The organism is Bacillus sp. EU52, from assembly GCF_037964975.1.
Classification (GTDB): Bacteria; Bacillota; Bacilli; order Bacillales; family Bacillaceae; genus Bacillus; species Bacillus subtilis.
The window spans coordinates 2,825,984-2,842,997 of sequence record NZ_CP150177.1 but is presented as its reverse complement, the minus strand read 5'-3'; the positions used below and the strand labels follow the sequence as shown (position 1 = coordinate 2,842,997).

General features: G+C 44.2%; 14 protein-coding genes. 11 read left to right on the top strand and 3 right to left on the bottom strand.

What is annotated here, in order from left to right:
* Nucleotides 1-21 precede the first annotated feature (21 nt).
* Together ytrI and ytrH are read right to left on the bottom strand one after the other, a co-directional pair.
* A complete protein-coding gene (ytrI, locus tag NSU05_RS14605; RefSeq protein ID WP_003229408.1) occupies nt 22-525 on the bottom strand; it encodes a sporulation membrane protein YtrI in 504 nt (167 codons plus the stop codon).
* A complete protein-coding gene (gene ytrH / locus NSU05_RS14600; RefSeq protein WP_003229410.1) occupies nt 522-863 on the bottom strand; it encodes a sporulation membrane protein YtrH in 342 nt (113 codons plus the stop codon). Before ytrH ends, ytrI begins: the two co-directional genes overlap by 4 nt.
* Nucleotides 864-1,002: 139 nt before the next feature.
* Here ytrH and dnaE point away from each other — a divergent pair, with 139 nt between their 5' ends.
* The 7 genes from dnaE (at nt 1,003) to NSU05_RS14565 (ending at nt 11,307) form a co-directional block, all read left to right on the top strand.
* Nucleotides 1,003-4,350 carry a DNA polymerase III subunit alpha gene (gene dnaE, locus NSU05_RS14595; protein WP_038429452.1) on the top strand — a complete coding sequence of 1,116 codons (3,348 nt, stop codon included), beginning with the start codon at nt 1,003-1,005 and terminating at the stop codon, nt 4,348-4,350.
* Between the two features lie 136 nt (nt 4,351-4,486).
* Nucleotides 4,487-5,719, top strand: coding sequence for an NADP-dependent malic enzyme (maeB, locus tag NSU05_RS14590; protein ID WP_014664951.1), 1,233 nt, complete (start codon nt 4,487-4,489; stop codon nt 5,717-5,719).
* A gap of 334 nt (nt 5,720-6,053) precedes the next feature.
* On the top strand, nt 6,054-6,926 hold the full coding sequence (gene accD, locus NSU05_RS14585; protein WP_038429451.1) for an acetyl-CoA carboxylase, carboxyltransferase subunit beta: 873 nt from the start codon (nt 6,054-6,056) through the stop codon (nt 6,924-6,926).
* Entirely contained in the window at nt 6,911-7,888 is a 978-nt protein-coding gene (gene accA, locus NSU05_RS14580) for an acetyl-CoA carboxylase carboxyl transferase subunit alpha (protein WP_003229417.1), read from the top strand. The genes accD and accA overlap by 16 nt, the downstream gene beginning before the upstream one ends.
* Before the next feature lie 183 nt (nt 7,889-8,071).
* Nucleotides 8,072-9,031 (top strand): 6-phosphofructokinase, encoded by a 960-nt coding sequence (gene pfkA / locus NSU05_RS14575; protein ID WP_003229420.1) that lies wholly within the window; start codon nt 8,072-8,074, stop codon nt 9,029-9,031.
* A gap of 42 nt (nt 9,032-9,073) precedes the next feature.
* Complete coding sequence (gene pyk / locus NSU05_RS14570) at nt 9,074-10,831, top strand: pyruvate kinase (protein ID WP_004398560.1); 1,758 nt, start codon at nt 9,074-9,076, stop codon at nt 10,829-10,831.
* 92 nt (nt 10,832-10,923) lie between these two features.
* Complete coding sequence (locus NSU05_RS14565; protein ID WP_038429450.1) at nt 10,924-11,307, top strand: FxsA family protein; 384 nt, start codon at nt 10,924-10,926, stop codon at nt 11,305-11,307.
* Between the two features lie 32 nt (nt 11,308-11,339).
* On the opposite strand, the gene ytvI is transcribed toward NSU05_RS14565, so the two are convergent.
* On the bottom strand, nt 11,340-12,455 hold the full coding sequence (ytvI, locus tag NSU05_RS14560; protein WP_004399115.1) for a sporulation integral membrane protein YtvI: 1,116 nt from the start codon (nt 12,453-12,455) through the stop codon (nt 11,340-11,342).
* A gap of 96 nt (nt 12,456-12,551) precedes the next feature.
* Here ytvI and NSU05_RS14555 point away from each other — a divergent pair, with 96 nt between their 5' ends.
* From NSU05_RS14555 to mdh, 4 genes are all read left to right on the top strand, one after another.
* The gene (locus NSU05_RS14555) at nt 12,552-13,016 is read left to right on the top strand and encodes a DUF441 domain-containing protein (RefSeq protein WP_038430040.1); all 465 of its coding nucleotides are present in this window, start codon (nt 12,552-12,554) and stop codon (nt 13,014-13,016) included.
* A 333-nt stretch (nt 13,017-13,349) separates the two neighbouring features.
* Nucleotides 13,350-14,468, top strand: a complete 1,119-nt coding sequence (gene citZ, locus NSU05_RS14550) for a citrate synthase (protein ID WP_038429449.1) — start codon at nt 13,350-13,352, stop codon at nt 14,466-14,468.
* A 164-nt stretch (nt 14,469-14,632) separates the two neighbouring features.
* Entirely contained in the window at nt 14,633-15,904 is a 1,272-nt protein-coding gene (gene icd / locus NSU05_RS14545; protein ID WP_003229433.1) for an NADP-dependent isocitrate dehydrogenase, read from the top strand.
* Between the two features lie 43 nt (nt 15,905-15,947).
* Nucleotides 15,948-16,886: a malate dehydrogenase gene (gene mdh, locus NSU05_RS14540; protein ID WP_038429448.1), complete on the top strand. Its 939-nt coding sequence runs from the start codon at nt 15,948-15,950 to the stop codon at nt 16,884-16,886.
* Nucleotides 16,887-17,014: the final 128 nt, after the last annotated feature.

Below are 17,014 nucleotides of genomic sequence, written 5' to 3'. Positions count from 1 at the left end.
GAATTTGAAAAAAATCCATAATTATGTGGCGAAAGATATTTCAAGTTCCACTGTCAGCCTCGTATAAATAATCAATTCTCTGACGGTTGCCTCGTATTTTTTTTCATTGATCATATAGACTTTATTTTCAATTGTCCGCTTCAAGAGATCCTTTGTTTGATAGACGCTCTCTATGTCTTTTGTAATCACCTCTGAAATATCATCCTTTACATGCTCCTCGAATTTCGTTTTATCCGGCTGTGATATTTTATATTTATCCCCATTCAGCAATTTGACGCTGACGCTTTGAATTAGCAGTTTTCTTTTATTATCTTCATTCAGTTTATGGAGGTCTTCCTGATAGATCGAAATTTGATTGTTCAAGTCTTTTACATGCTCTTTTTGCTTTTCGATGAGGCTGACCTGCTCCTCTTGGAATGTTCCGTAAGTAAACAGGAAAAAGAACCAGCTAATTACGGCTCCGCACATCATTCCCGCGAAAAAACGCTGCCATCCCGGTTTTTTGTAATGCTGGGGGACCCTCATGAAGAAAGATGCTCCTGGGTCAGCCATGATATAATAAGCCAGCCGCTTTGCGCGCCTCCCATGGCCGAAATAATTAAAAGAAGCTGTTTAAAGATATCTCTCGTATTGCCTTCGAGTATGCCGCGTTCAAAGCTGTATACCGCATCAAAGGTGCCTCCGATAGCTGCGACAAGCGCCCATATTTTTAACCGGTTGGCAAGCTTTGTAATGGCTGTAAGCGGGGGTTCGCCTGCCAAGTATGCTCCGAGCCCCCCAATGAGTGCGCCCCCGATCAGCACCCCTAACGCAATGAAGTAGCTATTGATAAAATTCACCATAAATCCTGCTTCCTGATCCATCTTTATCACCTCACCTTTTATATCATATTGAGCTTTCAGGACAAGTATGATGATGAGTCAAAAAAGAACATTTGTTTCTTTTGGAAACCGCCCTTATAATGAGGGAAGAAATGAATCGTAATGAGAAAGAGGTGATAGCATGTCTTTTGTTCACCTGCAAGTGCATAGCGGGTATAGCCTGCTAAACAGCGCCGCGGCTGTGGAAGAGCTCGTCAGTGAAGCTGACAGGCTCGGATATGCGTCTTTGGCGCTGACAGATGATCATGTCATGTACGGAGCTATTCAATTTTATAAAGCTTGCAAGGCGAGAGGGATCAACCCAATAATCGGTTTGACGGCTTCTGTTTTTACAGATGACAGCGAGCTTGAAGCATACCCGCTCGTCCTGCTGGCAAAATCAAATACAGGCTATCAAAACCTGCTGAAAATCAGCAGCGTTCTGCAATCTAAATCAAAAGGCGGACTGAAGACGAAATGGCTTCACAGTTATCGAGAAGGGATTATCGCAATAACGCCCGGCGAAAAAGGATATATTGAAACGCTTCTTGAAGGAGGGCTGTTCGAACAGGCTGCTCAAGCCTCGCTGGAATTTCAGTCTATATTCGGAAAGGGAGCTTTTTATTTCTCCTATCAGCCTTTTAAAGGGAATCAAGTCTTGTCTGCGCAGATTCTAAAGCTATCAGAAGAAACGGGTATCCCTGTTACGGCCACAGGCGATGTGCATTACATAAGGAAGGAAGATAAGGCTGCCTACCTTTGTTTGAAAGCGATTAAAGCGGGGGAAAAACTGACGGATGCACCCGCTGAAGATTTGCCTGATCTCGATTTGAAACCACTCGAAGAAATGCAAAACATTTATCGAGAGCATCCCGAGGCACTGCAAGCTTCTGTAGAGATCGCGGAACAATGCCGGGTTGACGTCAGTCTCGGGCAGACCCGTCTACCGTCTTTTCCGACCCCAGACGGAACGTCCGCTGATGATTATTTAACGGATATCTGTATGGAGGGACTCCGCAGCCGTTTCGGCAAGCCTGATGAACGATACCTTCGCCGTCTTCAATATGAGCTTGATGTCATCAAGCGGATGAAGTTCAGCGATTACTTTCTGATCGTGTGGGATTTTATGAAGCACGCCCATGAAAAAGGGATTGTTACAGGACCGGGAAGAGGTTCTGCGGCGGGTTCTCTTGTGGCATATGTGCTGTATATCACAGATGTTGACCCGATTAAGCATCACCTTCTGTTTGAAAGATTTTTAAATCCCGAACGCGTCAGCATGCCGGATATTGATATTGACTTTCCCGATACTAGAAGGGATGAAGTCATTCAATATGTTCAGCAGAAATACGGTGCGATGCACGTCGCACAGATTATCACCTTTGGAACACTTGCGGCAAAGGCGGCGCTCCGGGACGTCGGCAGAGTATTCGGCGTCAGCCCGAAGGAGGCAGATCAGCTTGCAAAACTCATTCCTTCAAGACCGGGAATGAAGCTGGATGAAGCGAGACAGCAGTCACCGCAGCTGGATAAGCGGCTTCGGGAGTCAAGCCTGCTTCAGCAAGTCTATTCAATTGCCCGGAAAATAGAAGGGCTGCCAAGGCATGCATCAACCCACGCAGCGGGCGTTGTCCTGAGTGAAGAACCGTTAACAGATGTTGTTCCGCTTCAAGAAGGGCATGAAGGGATCTATTTAACGCAATACGCGATGGACCATCTTGAAGACTTGGGCCTTTTAAAAATGGATTTCTTAGGTTTGAGGAATCTGACACTTATTGAATCCATCACTTCAATGATTGAAAAAGAAGAAAATATTAAAATAGATCTTTCAAGTATTTCCTACAGCGATGACAAAACGTTCTCCTTGCTGTCAAAAGGGGATACGACAGGCATTTTCCAGCTTGAATCTGCAGGGATGAGAAGCGTCTTGAAACGGCTGAAACCTTCGGGCCTAGAAGATATTGTGGCGGTCAATGCACTGTACCGGCCGGGTCCGATGGAAAATATTCCGTTATTTATCGACCGTAAACACGGCCGGGCGCCTGTTCACTATCCTCATGAAGATTTAAGGAGCATTTTGGAAGATACATATGGCGTCATTGTGTATCAGGAACAAATTATGATGATTGCTTCCCGTATGGCGGGGTTTTCTTTAGGCGAAGCGGACCTATTGAGAAGGGCGGTCAGCAAAAAGAAAAAAGAAATCCTGGACAGAGAGCGAAGCCATTTTGTTGAAGGGTGCTTAAAAAAGGAGTATTCTGTAGACACTGCAAATGAGGTCTACGATTTAATCGTCAAATTCGCAAACTATGGCTTTAACCGAAGCCATGCGGTGGCATACAGCATGATCGGGTGCCAGCTTGCGTATTTGAAAGCTCATTATCCGTTATATTTTATGTGCGGATTGCTGACAAGCGTCATTGGCAATGAGGATAAAATCTCTCAATATCTTTACGAAGCAAAGGGGAGCGGGATTCGTATCCTTCCTCCGTCAGTGAATAAAAGCAGTTTTCCGTTTACAGTTGAAAACGGATCTGTCAGATACAGCCTCCGCGCGATAAAAAGTGTAGGCGTCTCAGCAGTCAAAGATATATATAAAGCAAGAAAAGAGAAACCATTTGAAGATCTTTTCGATTTCTGCTTTCGCGTGCCGTCAAAAAGCGTAAATCGCAAAATGCTTGAAGCACTTATCTTTTCTGGTGCGATGGACGAATTCGGCCAAAACCGGGCCACGCTGCTCGCATCCATTGATGTTGCTTTGGAACATGCTGAGCTATTCGCCGCGGACGATGACCAAATGGGATTGTTTTTAGATGAATCGTTTTCAATTAAGCCGAAGTATGTGGAGACGGAGGAGCTTCCTCTGGTGGATTTACTTGCGTTTGAAAAGGAAACGCTTGGCATTTATTTTTCAAATCATCCCCTCTCCGCCTTCCGAAAACAGCTCACTGCGCAAGGAGCAGTCTCCATTCTGCAGGCTCAGCGGGCAGTCAAAAGGCAGCTTTCACTAGGCGTTCTGCTGTCGAAGATCAAAACGATTCGGACGAAAACAGGTCAAAACATGGCGTTTTTAACGCTCAGTGATGAAACCGGCGAGATGGAAGCCGTAGTCTTCCCTGAACAATTCAGACAGCTTTCTCCCGTTTTAAGAGAAGGCGCTCTTTTGTTCACTGCGGGGAAATGTGAAGTTAGACAAGATAAGATCCAATTCATCATGTCCCGGGCAGAATTATTAGAAAATATGGATGCAGAAAAAGCGCCATCGGTTTATATAAAAATAGAAAGCAGTCAGCACAGCCAGGAGATCCTGGCAAAGATTAAGCGCATTTTGCTGGAGCATAAAGGGGAAACAGGCGTTTATCTCTATTATGAAAGGCAAAAACAGACGATTAAGCTACCTGAGTCGTTCCATATCAATGCAGATCACCAGGTGTTATATCGCTTAAAAGAGCTGTTGGGTCAAAAAAACGTCGTTTTAAAACAGTGGTAACGATTCGCTTTTTGTTATACAATTGGAGCAATTATGTGATCCTGTTTAAATATTCAGATAGATTTACTCCGCAGAATGCAGCAATCAACGCAGCAGTATACGAATCAAAAAATATCCATAAGGAGTGTTTAGGAGAATGTCATTAAGAGAAGAAGCATTACACCTGCATAAAGTCAACCAGGGGAAACTGGAGTCTAAATCAAAAGTAGAGGTCAGAAATGCGAAAGATCTAAGCCTCGCGTATTCTCCGGGTGTTGCAGAACCGTGTAAGGATATTCATGAAGACATTAACAAAGTATATGATTATACAATGAAGGGGAACATGGTAGCAGTTGTAACTGACGGTACAGCTGTGCTTGGCCTTGGAAACATCGGCCCTGAAGCGGCGCTTCCTGTTATGGAAGGGAAAGCAGTTCTTTTCAAAAGCTTTGCGGGCGTAGATGCGTTCCCGATTGCTTTAAACACAAACGATGTTGATAAAATCGTTGAAACTGTAAAATTGCTGGAACCAACATTTGGCGGCGTCAACCTTGAAGATATTGCAGCGCCAAACTGCTTTATCATTGAAGAGCGCCTCAAAAAAGAAACAAACATCCCGGTTTTCCATGATGATCAGCACGGTACTGCCATTGTAACCGTAGCAGGTCTTGTGAACGCGCTGAAACTGTCTGGAAAATCCATGTCATCCATTAAAGTTGTCGCAAACGGCGCGGGTGCGGCTGGCATTGCGATTATCAAGCTTCTTCATCATTATGGCGTTCGCGACATTGTGATGTGCGATTCTAAAGGGGCCATTTATGAAGGGCGCCCGAACGGCATGAATGATGTCAAAAATGAAGTGGCGAAGTTCACGAACCAAGATCGCAAAGACGGTTCTCTGAAAGATGTCATCGTTGATGCTGACGTATTTATCGGTGTCTCTGTAGCAGGCGCGTTAACAAAAGAAATGGTTCAAAGCATGGCAAAAGATCCAATTATCTTTGCAATGGCAAATCCAAATCCGGAAATCATGCCGGAAGATGCGCGTGAAGCCGGAGCAAGCGTTATCGGAACTGGCCGTTCTGACTTCCCGAACCAAGTAAACAATGTTCTTGCATTCCCTGGTATTTTCCGCGGAGCACTTGATGTGCGTGCCACTCATATTAACGAGGAAATGAAAATCGCAGCGGTTGAAGCCATTGCTTCACTGGTTTCAGAAGATGAGCTTAGCGCAGACTATGTCATCCCTGCACCGTTTGATAAACGTGTTGCGCCTGCTGTTGCGAAGGCTGTGGCAAAAGCTGCGATGGAAACAGGTGTTGCAAGAATCACTGTTGACCCTGAGGAAGTCGCAGAAAAAACAAGAAAACTTACGATTATTGGTGAATAATTTTAATTCATTCCAAAAATGGCAGCGCGTTGGCGGAGACCGACGCGCTGTTCTCAAGTTAAACTGACGGCTGAAATTTTTTTAGGGGGTTAGCCTTAAAAAAATTTCAGCCGGGTTTAACATTATTTTTGAATGCGCTGTCAACCTTGTCGTTTCAACACCTTATCTGATTTCATACAAGCCTTTCCGAGCACGTCATCGAATAAAAAGTTGTCGAATTGAGGATGACAGCGTTTGACAAAAAAAGTACAATAGTTTCGGTAAAGTTATTAGCAAGTCTATCTGTTTGATGACATGCGGTGAAGAGAACCCTTCACAAAAGGGAGGTAATCATTTGTTAAAGGATATATTCACGAAAAAGAAAAAGTATGCTTCCGTACCATCTGATCAAGCGAAGCACGATGTTCCGGAAGGCATTATGACAAAATGTCCTAAGTGTAAAAAAATCATGCTCACTAAAGAGTTGGATAAAAATATGCGGGTATGCATGAACTGCGATTATCATTTCCCAATGAACGCAAAACAGCGTATCGAAAGCTTGATGGATGAAAAATCCTTTGAGGAATTCAATCAGGGAATGCTCTCGGAAAATCCGCTTGGTTTCCCGGGATATCTGGAAAAGCTTGAAAAAGATCGCGAGAAAACATCCTTAAACGAGGCTGTTGTGACAGGCAAGGGCACCATCGGCGGACGCCCGGCTGTAGTCGCCGTCATGGATTCTTCATTCAGAATGGGCAGCATGGGTTCAGTCGTCGGTGAAAAAATCACGCTTGCGATTGAAAAAGCAAAAGCTGATAAAGTTCCGTTTATTATTTTTACGGCTTCAGGCGGCGCTAGAATGCAGGAAGGCGTATTAAGTTTGATGCAGATGGCTAAGACAAGCTCTGCGTTAAAACTGTTCAGTGAAGAACAGGGTCTTATTATTTCAGTAATGACGCATCCGACTACCGGGGGCGTATCAGCAAGCTTTGCATCCCTTGGCGATTACAATTTCGCTGAGCCTGGCGCGCTGATCGGTTTTGCCGGAAGACGGATTATTGAACAGACAATAGGAGAAAAACTGCCTGAGGACTTCCAAACGGCTGAATTTTTATTAAAACATGGACAGCTTGATGCGGTTATTCATCGCGACGATATGAAAAAAACGTTAGAAAATCTGCTGGATATGCATCAAACAGGAGGTGACATTGAGTGGCTCCAAGATTAGAATTTGAAAAACCGGTGATTGAACTGCAAACCAAAATCGCAGAACTAAAAAAATTCACTCAAGATTCCGATATGGATCTAAGTGCGGAAATCGAACGGCTCGAAGACCGTCTCGCTAAGCTTCAGGATGATATTTACAAAAATCTGAAGCCATGGGACCGGGTTCAAATCGCGCGTCTGGCGGACCGTCCGACAACTCTTGATTATATCGAACACCTGTTTACCGACTTTTTTGAATGTCACGGAGACAGAGCGTACGGGGACGATGAAGCCATTGTCGGCGGGATTGCGAAGTTCCACGGCCTCCCTGTAACGGTAATCGGGCATCAGCGCGGCAAAGACACGAAGGAAAACCTAGTCCGCAATTTTGGGATGCCGCATCCAGAAGGCTACAGAAAAGCGCTTCGTCTGATGAAACAGGCTGACAAATTTAACAGACCAATTATCTGTTTTATTGATACGAAGGGGGCATACCCTGGACGAGCAGCTGAAGAAAGAGGACAAAGTGAAGCTATTGCCAAAAACCTGTTTGAGATGGCCGGCCTTCGAGTGCCTGTTATCTGCATCGTCATCGGTGAAGGCGGAAGCGGCGGAGCCCTTGGTCTGGGTGTAGGCAATCACTTGCATATGCTGGAAAACTCTACTTATTCTGTTATTTCTCCGGAAGGTGCCGCGGCACTTTTATGGAAGGACTCCAGTCTTGCTAAAAAAGCAGCGGAAACAATGAAAATCACTGCGCCGGATTTAAAAGAATTAGGTATTATAGATCATATGATTAAAGAAGTAAAAGGCGGAGCGCACCATGATGTGAAGCTGCAGGCAAGCTATATGGACGAAACCCTTAAACAATCGTTAAAAACTTTGCTGAAGCTGAGCGAAGAAGAATTAGTTCAGCAGCGCTATGAAAAATATAAAGCAATTGGCAAAGTCTCGGTTGAAGATCAATATATCGGGGTAAACTAAATAAACGTGAAGCCTTTGGCTCACGTTTATTTTTTGTGACATTCCTTAAATTTTATTTAAAAACAATTTATTTAATTGTATAATAGGTAAGGTTTCATAGGGAGGATGGAGATCCCTTTTCATTGTTTTTAGGGCAATGATCATGTTATGTTTAATCATATATGTTGCTGAGGTGAATGGAGAATGAAACGTATAGGGGTATTAACGAGCGGCGGGGATTCCCCGGGAATGAACGCAGCAGTTCGCGCAGTAGTCAGAAAAGCGATCTATCATGACGTTGAAGTTTACGGTATTTACAACGGATACGCGGGATTGATCAGCGGAAAGATTGAAAAGCTTGAACTCGGATCAGTAGGCGATATTATACATCGTGGAGGGACTAAGCTTTATACGGCGAGATGTCCTGAATTCAAAACAGTTGAAGGCCGTGAAAAAGGGATAGCAAACTTGAAGAAGCTTGGTATTGAAGGCCTTGTTGTTATCGGCGGAGACGGTTCCTATATGGGTGCGAAAAAATTAACGGAACACGGGTTTCCATGTGTAGGTGTACCGGGTACAATTGATAATGACATTCCGGGCACTGATTTTACAATCGGTTTCGATACAGCTTTAAATACAGTAATTGACGCAATTGATAAGATTCGCGATACAGCGACTTCTCATGAACGTACATATGTAATCGAAGTAATGGGCCGTCATGCCGGCGATATCGCATTGTGGGCTGGTCTTGCAGGGGGCGCAGAATCGATCTTAATCCCTGAGGCAGACTATGACATGCACGAAATCATTGCCCGCTTAAAACGCGGCCACGAACGCGGCAAGAAGCACAGTATTATTATTGTTGCCGAAGGTGTAGGCAGCGGTGTTGAATTCGGGAAACGCATTGAAGAAGAAACAAATCTTGAAACTAGGGTATCTGTATTGGGCCATATCCAGCGCGGAGGTTCTCCGAGTGCTGCTGACCGTGTGTTAGCAAGCCGTCTCGGCGCATATGCAGTTGAACTGCTGCTTGAAGGAAAAGGCGGACGCTGTGTAGGTATACAAAACAATAAGCTTGTAGACCATGATATTATAGAAATACTTGAGACAAAACACACAGTTGAGCAAAACATGTATCAGCTTTCAAAAGAACTGTCTATCTAATGTACAGCTGAAGGCTGAAGATTTCAGAAGGAAGTGAACCAAATGAGAAAAACTAAAATAGTTTGTACCATCGGTCCGGCAAGTGAAAGTATTGAAATGCTTACGAAATTAATGGAGTCAGGAATGAACGTGGCTCGATTAAACTTTTCTCACGGAGATTTTGAGGAGCACGGTGCAAGAATTAAAAATATCCGCGAAGCAAGCAAAAAACTTGGCAAGAACGTTGGAATTCTGCTTGATACAAAAGGTCCTGAAATCCGCACACATACAATGGAAAACGGCGGTATTGAGCTTGAAACAGGCAAAGAGCTCATTATTTCAATGGACGAGGTTGTAGGAACAACAGATAAAATTTCAGTGACATATGAAGGTTTAGTCCATGACGTTGAACAAGGTTCAACGATTCTGTTAGATGACGGCCTTATCGGTCTTGAGGTACTTGATGTAGATGCCGCTAAACGCGAAATCAAAACAAAAGTATTAAACAACGGAACACTCAAAAATAAAAAAGGTGTTAACGTACCAGGCGTAAGTGTCAATCTTCCGGGGATTACTGAAAAGGATGCGCGAGACATCGTTTTCGGTATTGAGCAAGGAGTAGACTTCATCGCACCATCTTTCATTCGACGTTCCACGGATGTGCTCGAAATCCGTGAGCTTCTTGAAGAGCACAACGCTCAGGATATTCAAATCATCCCTAAAATCGAAAACCAAGAGGGCGTTGACAACATCGATGCGATTCTCGAAGTGTCTGACGGCTTAATGGTTGCGCGCGGAGACTTAGGTGTGGAAATTCCAGCTGAAGAAGTGCCGCTTGTGCAAAAAGAACTGATCAAAAAATGCAACGCGCTGGGCAAACCTGTTATTACAGCAACACAAATGCTTGACAGCATGCAGCGCAACCCGCGTCCGACTCGTGCGGAAGCAAGTGACGTTGCAAACGCGATCTTCGACGGAACAGATGCGATCATGCTTTCTGGTGAAACTGCTGCCGGAAGCTATCCGGTTGAAGCAGTTCAAACAATGCATAACATCGCGTCCCGTTCTGAAGAAGCATTAAATTATAAAGAAATTCTCTCAAAACGCAGAGACCAAGTGGGCATGACAATTACAGACGCAATTGGACAATCTGTCGCGCATACGGCGATTAACCTGAATGCTGCTGCGATCGTGACGCCGACAGAAAGCGGCCATACAGCACGCATGATTGCAAAATACCGTCCGCAGGCTCCGATTGTTGCGGTTACTGTAAATGACTCTATTTCCAGAAAGCTTGCCCTCGTATCTGGCGTATTCGCGGAAAGCGGCCAAAATGCGAGCTCAACAGATGAGATGCTTGAGGATGCTGTCCAAAAATCATTGAACAGCGGAATTGTAAAACACGGCGATCTTATCGTTATTACAGCAGGCACTGTCGGTGAGTCCGGCACTACGAACTTAATGAAGGTTCATACTGTCGGCGATATCATCGCTAAAGGCCAAGGCATTGGACGCAAATCAGCTTACGGTCCGGTTGTCGTTGCACAAAATGCAAAAGAAGCTGAGCAAAAAATGACTGACGGTGCGGTACTTGTTACCAAAAGCACTGACCGTGATATGATTGCATCCCTTGAAAAAGCGTCTGCTCTTATTACAGAAGAAGGCGGCTTGACTAGCCATGCTGCGGTAGTCGGATTAAGCCTTGGCATCCCGGTTATCGTGGGTCTGGAAAATGCGACATCTATTTTGACAGATGGCCAGGATATTACAGTTGACGCTTCCAGAGGCGCAGTCTATCAAGGCCGTGCGAGCGTTCTTTAATTACAGGTGAAAACGGAAGGGGAATCCCTTCCTTTTCTCTTTATCATGCCTTTTGTTGAACAGAACGTGTTACACGTGTGGGGGGCTTGGATATGAGATTTTTGTTTTTGCTTTTTATTGTGTTTCCGGCAATAGAAATCGGCATATTCCTATTTTTAGGCAAGCTGATTGGCATTTTACCGACAGTTCTATTCATGATTATGACTGGCATTATCGGCGCAGCAGCTGCAAAAAAACAAGGAACCGAAGTGTATTATAAGGTTCAGCGTGATCTTCAATATGGCAAAATGCCGGGAGAAGCGATTGCTGACGGTCTGTGCATTTTCATTGGCGGTCTATTGCTGATGCTTCCGGGCTTTTTATCAGATTTGGCCGGCGCCTGTCTTCTTATCCCGTTTACCCGCGGCTGGTGTAAGCCGATTCTGTTCAAATGGCTGAGAGGTATGTCGAAGAATAAGCGGATCATCATCAAATAAAAAACGGCAGCCATGAAAAAACGGCTGCCGTTTTATTTTTGCTGAACGGTGATATAGGACCATATTTCTTTTAATGCGCCTGTTGTGATGAAAGCTTGGATGATGACGAGTACAGCCGGTCCCGCAATCAGTCCTAAAAACCCGAATAATTTAAAGCCGGCAAACAGGGCGATGAGTGTTGCCAGCGGATCGATCCCGATAGATTTACTTAGTATCTTGGGCTCTGTCAGCTGCCGCTGAATAAGAACGACGAGGTACAGGATACCAATTCCGATCGCTTGGGGCAGCTGGCCCGTAATCGATAAATACAAAATCCAAGGCACAAATACGGAGCCGGCACCTAAGTAAGGGAGAAGATCTACAAGCCCGATTAAAAAAGCAATTGTTGCGGCGTGTTCAACCTTTAAGAGAGAAAGGCCGATAAATACAATCACCATCGTGATGAAAACGAGGACGGCTTGTGCTTTGATAAAACCAGTCATTGCTTTTTTTAATTCGCTGCTGATCGCTTTGCTGTTAGCTGTCACACGATCCGGCAGAATTAAAACAAGCATGGCTTTCAGCTTATGCCAATCCTTTGTCATAAAAAAGGTTGCCAGAAGAGAAAAAATCAGAACCGCCGCCGTATTGGGAAGAAGAGCGAAAAATCTCGGGATCATCTCTAGAATGTGGGACAGCAGGAGTCCGGCATTTTTAGCGGCCGAATCACCGAGTGTCTGGATATGAGTGACGATGGAAGCCTGCTGGTTCGTTTCCAATTCTTGAAACAAAAGAGTTAACTCGTTATAGAGCGGCTGAATATGAGTTGTAAACAATTTTTCGCAATATGAAATAAACGTGCTGATATGCGGAGGCAGCGTTTTTGCTAGATAGGCTGTTCCCGTTACGATTTCGGCTACCAGAATGGTGAGCACGCCGAAGGCTGCGAGCAGAAAAAAAGCAAGAACGCCCAGAACATTTATCGTTCGGGGGAATCCTGTCACTTTGTCCAAATAATCGACAACAGGATGAATCACCGATGAAAGAATAAGGGCGATCAGGAACGGATAAGTTAACGGAAACGAATAATAGGCCGCAGCTATCGACCCTGCGGTCATTGATATGACAAAGAGGGTTCTGAAAAAAATAGTGATATAAGATTGATTCACGAAAACGGTCCTCCTCTCGTCAGCATGTCCTATTTTTTATATGTATTCACGCTGTTGCTGAATATGAATACATTCATCTTAAAGGAGGGATGGCATGTGTTTACACAAGCGAATTTATTTTTAATTTTACTCTTGGCTATCGCACTTATCGCAAAAAACCAATCATTGCTCTTTGCTGTATCCGTCCTTTTGATCATCAAAATCGCTGGGCTTGATCAGAAATTATTTCCGACCATCCAGTCAAAAGGCATTAACTGGGGTGTGACCATTATTACCATCGCCGTTCTTGTCCCGATTGCCACGGGAGAAATCGGATTTAAGCAGCTTGGAGAAGCAATGCGGTCTTCCTACGCATGGATCGCCCTTGGAGCGGGGATCGCAGTGGCGCTGATTGCAAAAAACGGCCTGGCCCTGCTTGAAAATGATCCACATATTACAACTGCTCTCGTGATCGGGACCATTCTTGCAGTCGCGCTTTTTGGAGGAGTTGCGGTGGGACCGCTGATCGGAGCGGGGATTGCTTATTTAGCCATGCAGATCGTAAAACTGTTCACTTCATAAAAAAAAGCGGCCTTAAAGCCGCTTTTTTTTTATGCAAAAACCCGCAAATAAAGGCGTTTTTTCGGGGAAATCACAGAATGAAAAAAAAAATTATAGGTAAACATTTAACAAATGTCTGATTATTGTTTATAATGAGAATAGGCTTAAACTTAAATAAGCTTATAAGAATTTGTTATGTTCTTTCATAAGCAAAGGGTTTTAGTTCCAGCAGCCAGTAAAATGTAAGCATTTTCTTTTTGGGGGAGAGAAATACTTGCATCGTGCTTTTTAAGTAAGCCTCATGTTTTTACAACACTCTTAAAGGGGAAATTTATTGAAAAGGAGATGTTATATATGACAGCGACACGCGGTCTTGAAGGGGTTGTAGCAACAACATCATCTGTTAGTTCTATTATTGATGATACCCTTACATATGTGGGGTATGATATCGATGATTTGACAGAGAATGCAAGTTTTGAAGAAATCATCTACTTGCTTTGGCATCTAAGGCTGCCAAACAAAAAAGAGCTTGAAGAGTTAAAGCAGCAGCTTGCAAAGGAAGCTGCCGTTCCGCAAGAAATTATTGAGCACTTCAAATCTTATTCCCTCGAAAATGTTCATCCCATGGCTGCTCTTCGGACAGCAATTTCATTACTAGGCCTGCTAGACAGCGAGGCTGATACCATGAACCCGGAAGCCAACTACAGAAAGGCGATCCGCCTTCAGGCAAAGGTGCCTGTCCTGGTTGCAGCGTTTTCCAGAATTCGCAAGGGTCTTGAGCCTGTTGAACCGAGAGAAGATTACGGTATTGCGGAGAATTTTCTTTACACATTAAACGGTGAAGAGCCTTCACCAATTGAGGTTGAAGCCTTCAACAAAGCATTGATTTTACATGCTGACCATGAGCTGAACGCGTCAACGTTCACAGCGAGGGTCTGCGTCGCAACACTTTCTGACATCTATTCAGGCATTACTGCAGCAATCGGCGCGCTGAAAGGGCCTCTTCACGGCGGAGCGAATGAAGGCGTTATGAAAATGCTGACAGAAATCGGTGAAGTGGAAAACGCTGAGCCGTACATCCGCGCTAAACTTGAAAAGAAAGAAAAAATCATGGGATTCGGCCACCGTGTGTATAAGCATGGTGATCCGCGCGCGAAGCATCTGAAAGAAATGAGCAAGCGCCTGACCAACCTGACAGGCGAAAGCAAATGGTATGAGATGTCGATTCGTATAGAAGACATCGTCACATCAGAGAAAAAGCTTCCGCCTAACGTTGATTTCTATTCGGCTTCTGTATATCACAGCCTCGGTATTGACCATGATTTGTTTACACCGATTTTTGCTGTAAGCAGAATGTCCGGCTGGCTCGCTCATATTCTTGAGCAGTATGACAACAACCGTCTGATCCGCCCGCGGGCAGATTACACAGGCCCTGACAAACAAAAATTCGTTCCGATTGAAGAAAGAGCCTAAAGAACCATTGGAGGCTGGCTTGCGTCAATGAGGTTAGCCTCTTGTTCAGAACATCAAAATTGGGTTACACTTTAAATTGAATGTTAGGAAAAATCATTTTATTTTCTATATAAGAAAAATAAAATGTTTTCTAAATATGAATTACATACTGGGAGGTTTTTATTGTGGCACAAGGTGAAAAAATTACAGTCTCTAACGGAGTATTAAACGTACCAAACAACCCGATTATCCCATTTATCGAAGGAGACGGAACCGGTCCTGATATTTGGAACGCGGCTTCGAAGGTTTTGGAAGCAGCAGTAGAAAAAGCATACAAAGGCGAAAAGAAAATTACATGGAAAGAAGTTTACGCCGGAGAAAAGGCTTATAATAAAACAGGTGAGTGGCTCCCTGCTGAAACATTAGATGTGATCCGCGAATATTTCATCGCGATTAAAGGCCCGTTAACGACACCTGTCGGCGGCGGTATCCGTTCTTTGAACGTAGCGCTCAGACAAGAGCTTGACCTATTCGTCTGCTTAAGACCTGTAAGATACTTTACTGGAGTGCCGTCACCGGTAAAACGCCCTGAAGATACTGATATGGTCATCTTCCGTGAAAATACAGAAGATATTTACGCAGGCATCGAGTATGCAAAAGGCTCTGAAGAAGTGCAAAAGCTTATCAGCTTCCTTCAAAATGAGTTAAACGTCAACAAAATCCGTTTCCCTGAGACATCAGGTATCGGCATTAAGCCTGTTTCAGAAGAAGGAACAAGCCGCTTGGTCAGAGCTGCCATTGATTATGCGATCGAGCATGGCCGCAAATCTGTAACACTTGTTCACAAAGGAAACATCATGAAGTTCACAGAAGGCGCCTTCAAAAATTGGGGCTATGAACTTGCTGAAAAAGAATACGGAGATAAAGTCTTTACATGGGCTCAATATGACCGCATTGCTGAAGAACAAGGAAAAGATGCTGCCAACAAAGCGCAAAGCGAAGCGGAAGCAGCAGGAAAAATCATTATCAAAGACAGCATTGCTGACATTTTCCTTCAGCAGATCTTAACGCGTCCAAACGAGTTTGATGTCGTTGCGACAATGAACTTGAACGGAGATTACATTTCAGATGCTCTTGCTGCGCAAGTCGGCGGAATCGGCATTGCTCCTGGAGCGAACATCAACTACGAAACAGGACATGCGATTTTCGAAGCGACGCACGGAACGGCTCCTAAATATGCAGGCCTTGATAAAGTAAACCCATCTTCGGTTATTCTTTCAGGTGTTCTGCTTCTTGAGCATTTAGGATGGAACGAAGCGGCTGATTTGGTTATCAAATCTATGGAAAAAACAATCGCTTCCAAAGTCGTAACTTACGATTTTGCTAGATTAATGGACGGGGCGACTGAAGTGAAATGTTCAGAGTTCGGAGAAGAACTGATCAAAAACATGGACTAAGCAAGGAAAAAGCCTAAAACTAGCCATAAAGGAGAAGAGAGACATGGGAAATACTCGTAAAAAAGTTTCTGTTATCGGAGCAGGTTTTACCGGAGCTACAACTGCATTTTTAATCGCTCAAAAAGAGCTGGCAGACGTTGTTCTTGTTGACATTCCGCAATTGGAGAACCCGACAAAGGGAAAAGCGCTTGATATGCTTGAAGCAAGCCCGGTTCAAGGCTTTGACGCAAAAATTACGGGAACATCTAATTACAAGGATACAGCTGGCTCTGACATTGTTGTCATTACAGCCGGTATCGCAAGAAAACCTGGTATGAGCAGAGATGATCTGGTCTCTACAAACGAAAAGATTATGAGAAGCGTTACGCGGGAAATCGTGAAATATTCTCCTGACTCTATTATTGTGGTGCTGACAAATCCTGTTGATGCAATGACATACGCGGTGTACAAAGAATCAGGCTTCCCTAAAGAGCGTGTAATCGGCCAGTCCGGTGTGCTTGATACGGCAAGATTCAGAACATTTGTGGCAGAGGAATTAAACCTGTCAGTGAAAGATGTGACTGGTTTCGTACTCGGCGGACACGGTGACGATATGGTGCCGCTTGTGCGTTATTCTTATGCTGGCGGTATCCCGCTTGAAACTCTTATTCCGAAAGAACGGATTGACGCAATTGTGGAGCGCACTAGAAAAGGCGGAGGCGAAATCGTGAATCTTCTTGGAAACGGAAGCGCGTATTATGCGCCTGCGGCTTCTCTGACAGAAATGGTTGAAGCGATCTTGAAAGATCAGCGCCGCGTTCTTCCTACAATTGCTTATCTTGAAGGGGAATACGGCTATGAAGGCATCTACCTTGGTGTTCCTACAATTGTAGGCGGCAACGGTCTTGAGCAAATCATTGAACTTGAACTGACAGACTATGAAAGAGCGCAGCTGAATAAATCAGTTGAATCTGTCAAAAATGTCATGAAAGTATTATCCTAATAAAAAGGGAGAAAGGCTTGCTTAATACAGCCTTTCTCTTTTTACTATAAATGAAAGCGTTATCATAAACGTCTTTATTTCTTTTAAAAATGATGTAAAAGGCGAATTGTCGGAATGTCCTGCTTTCG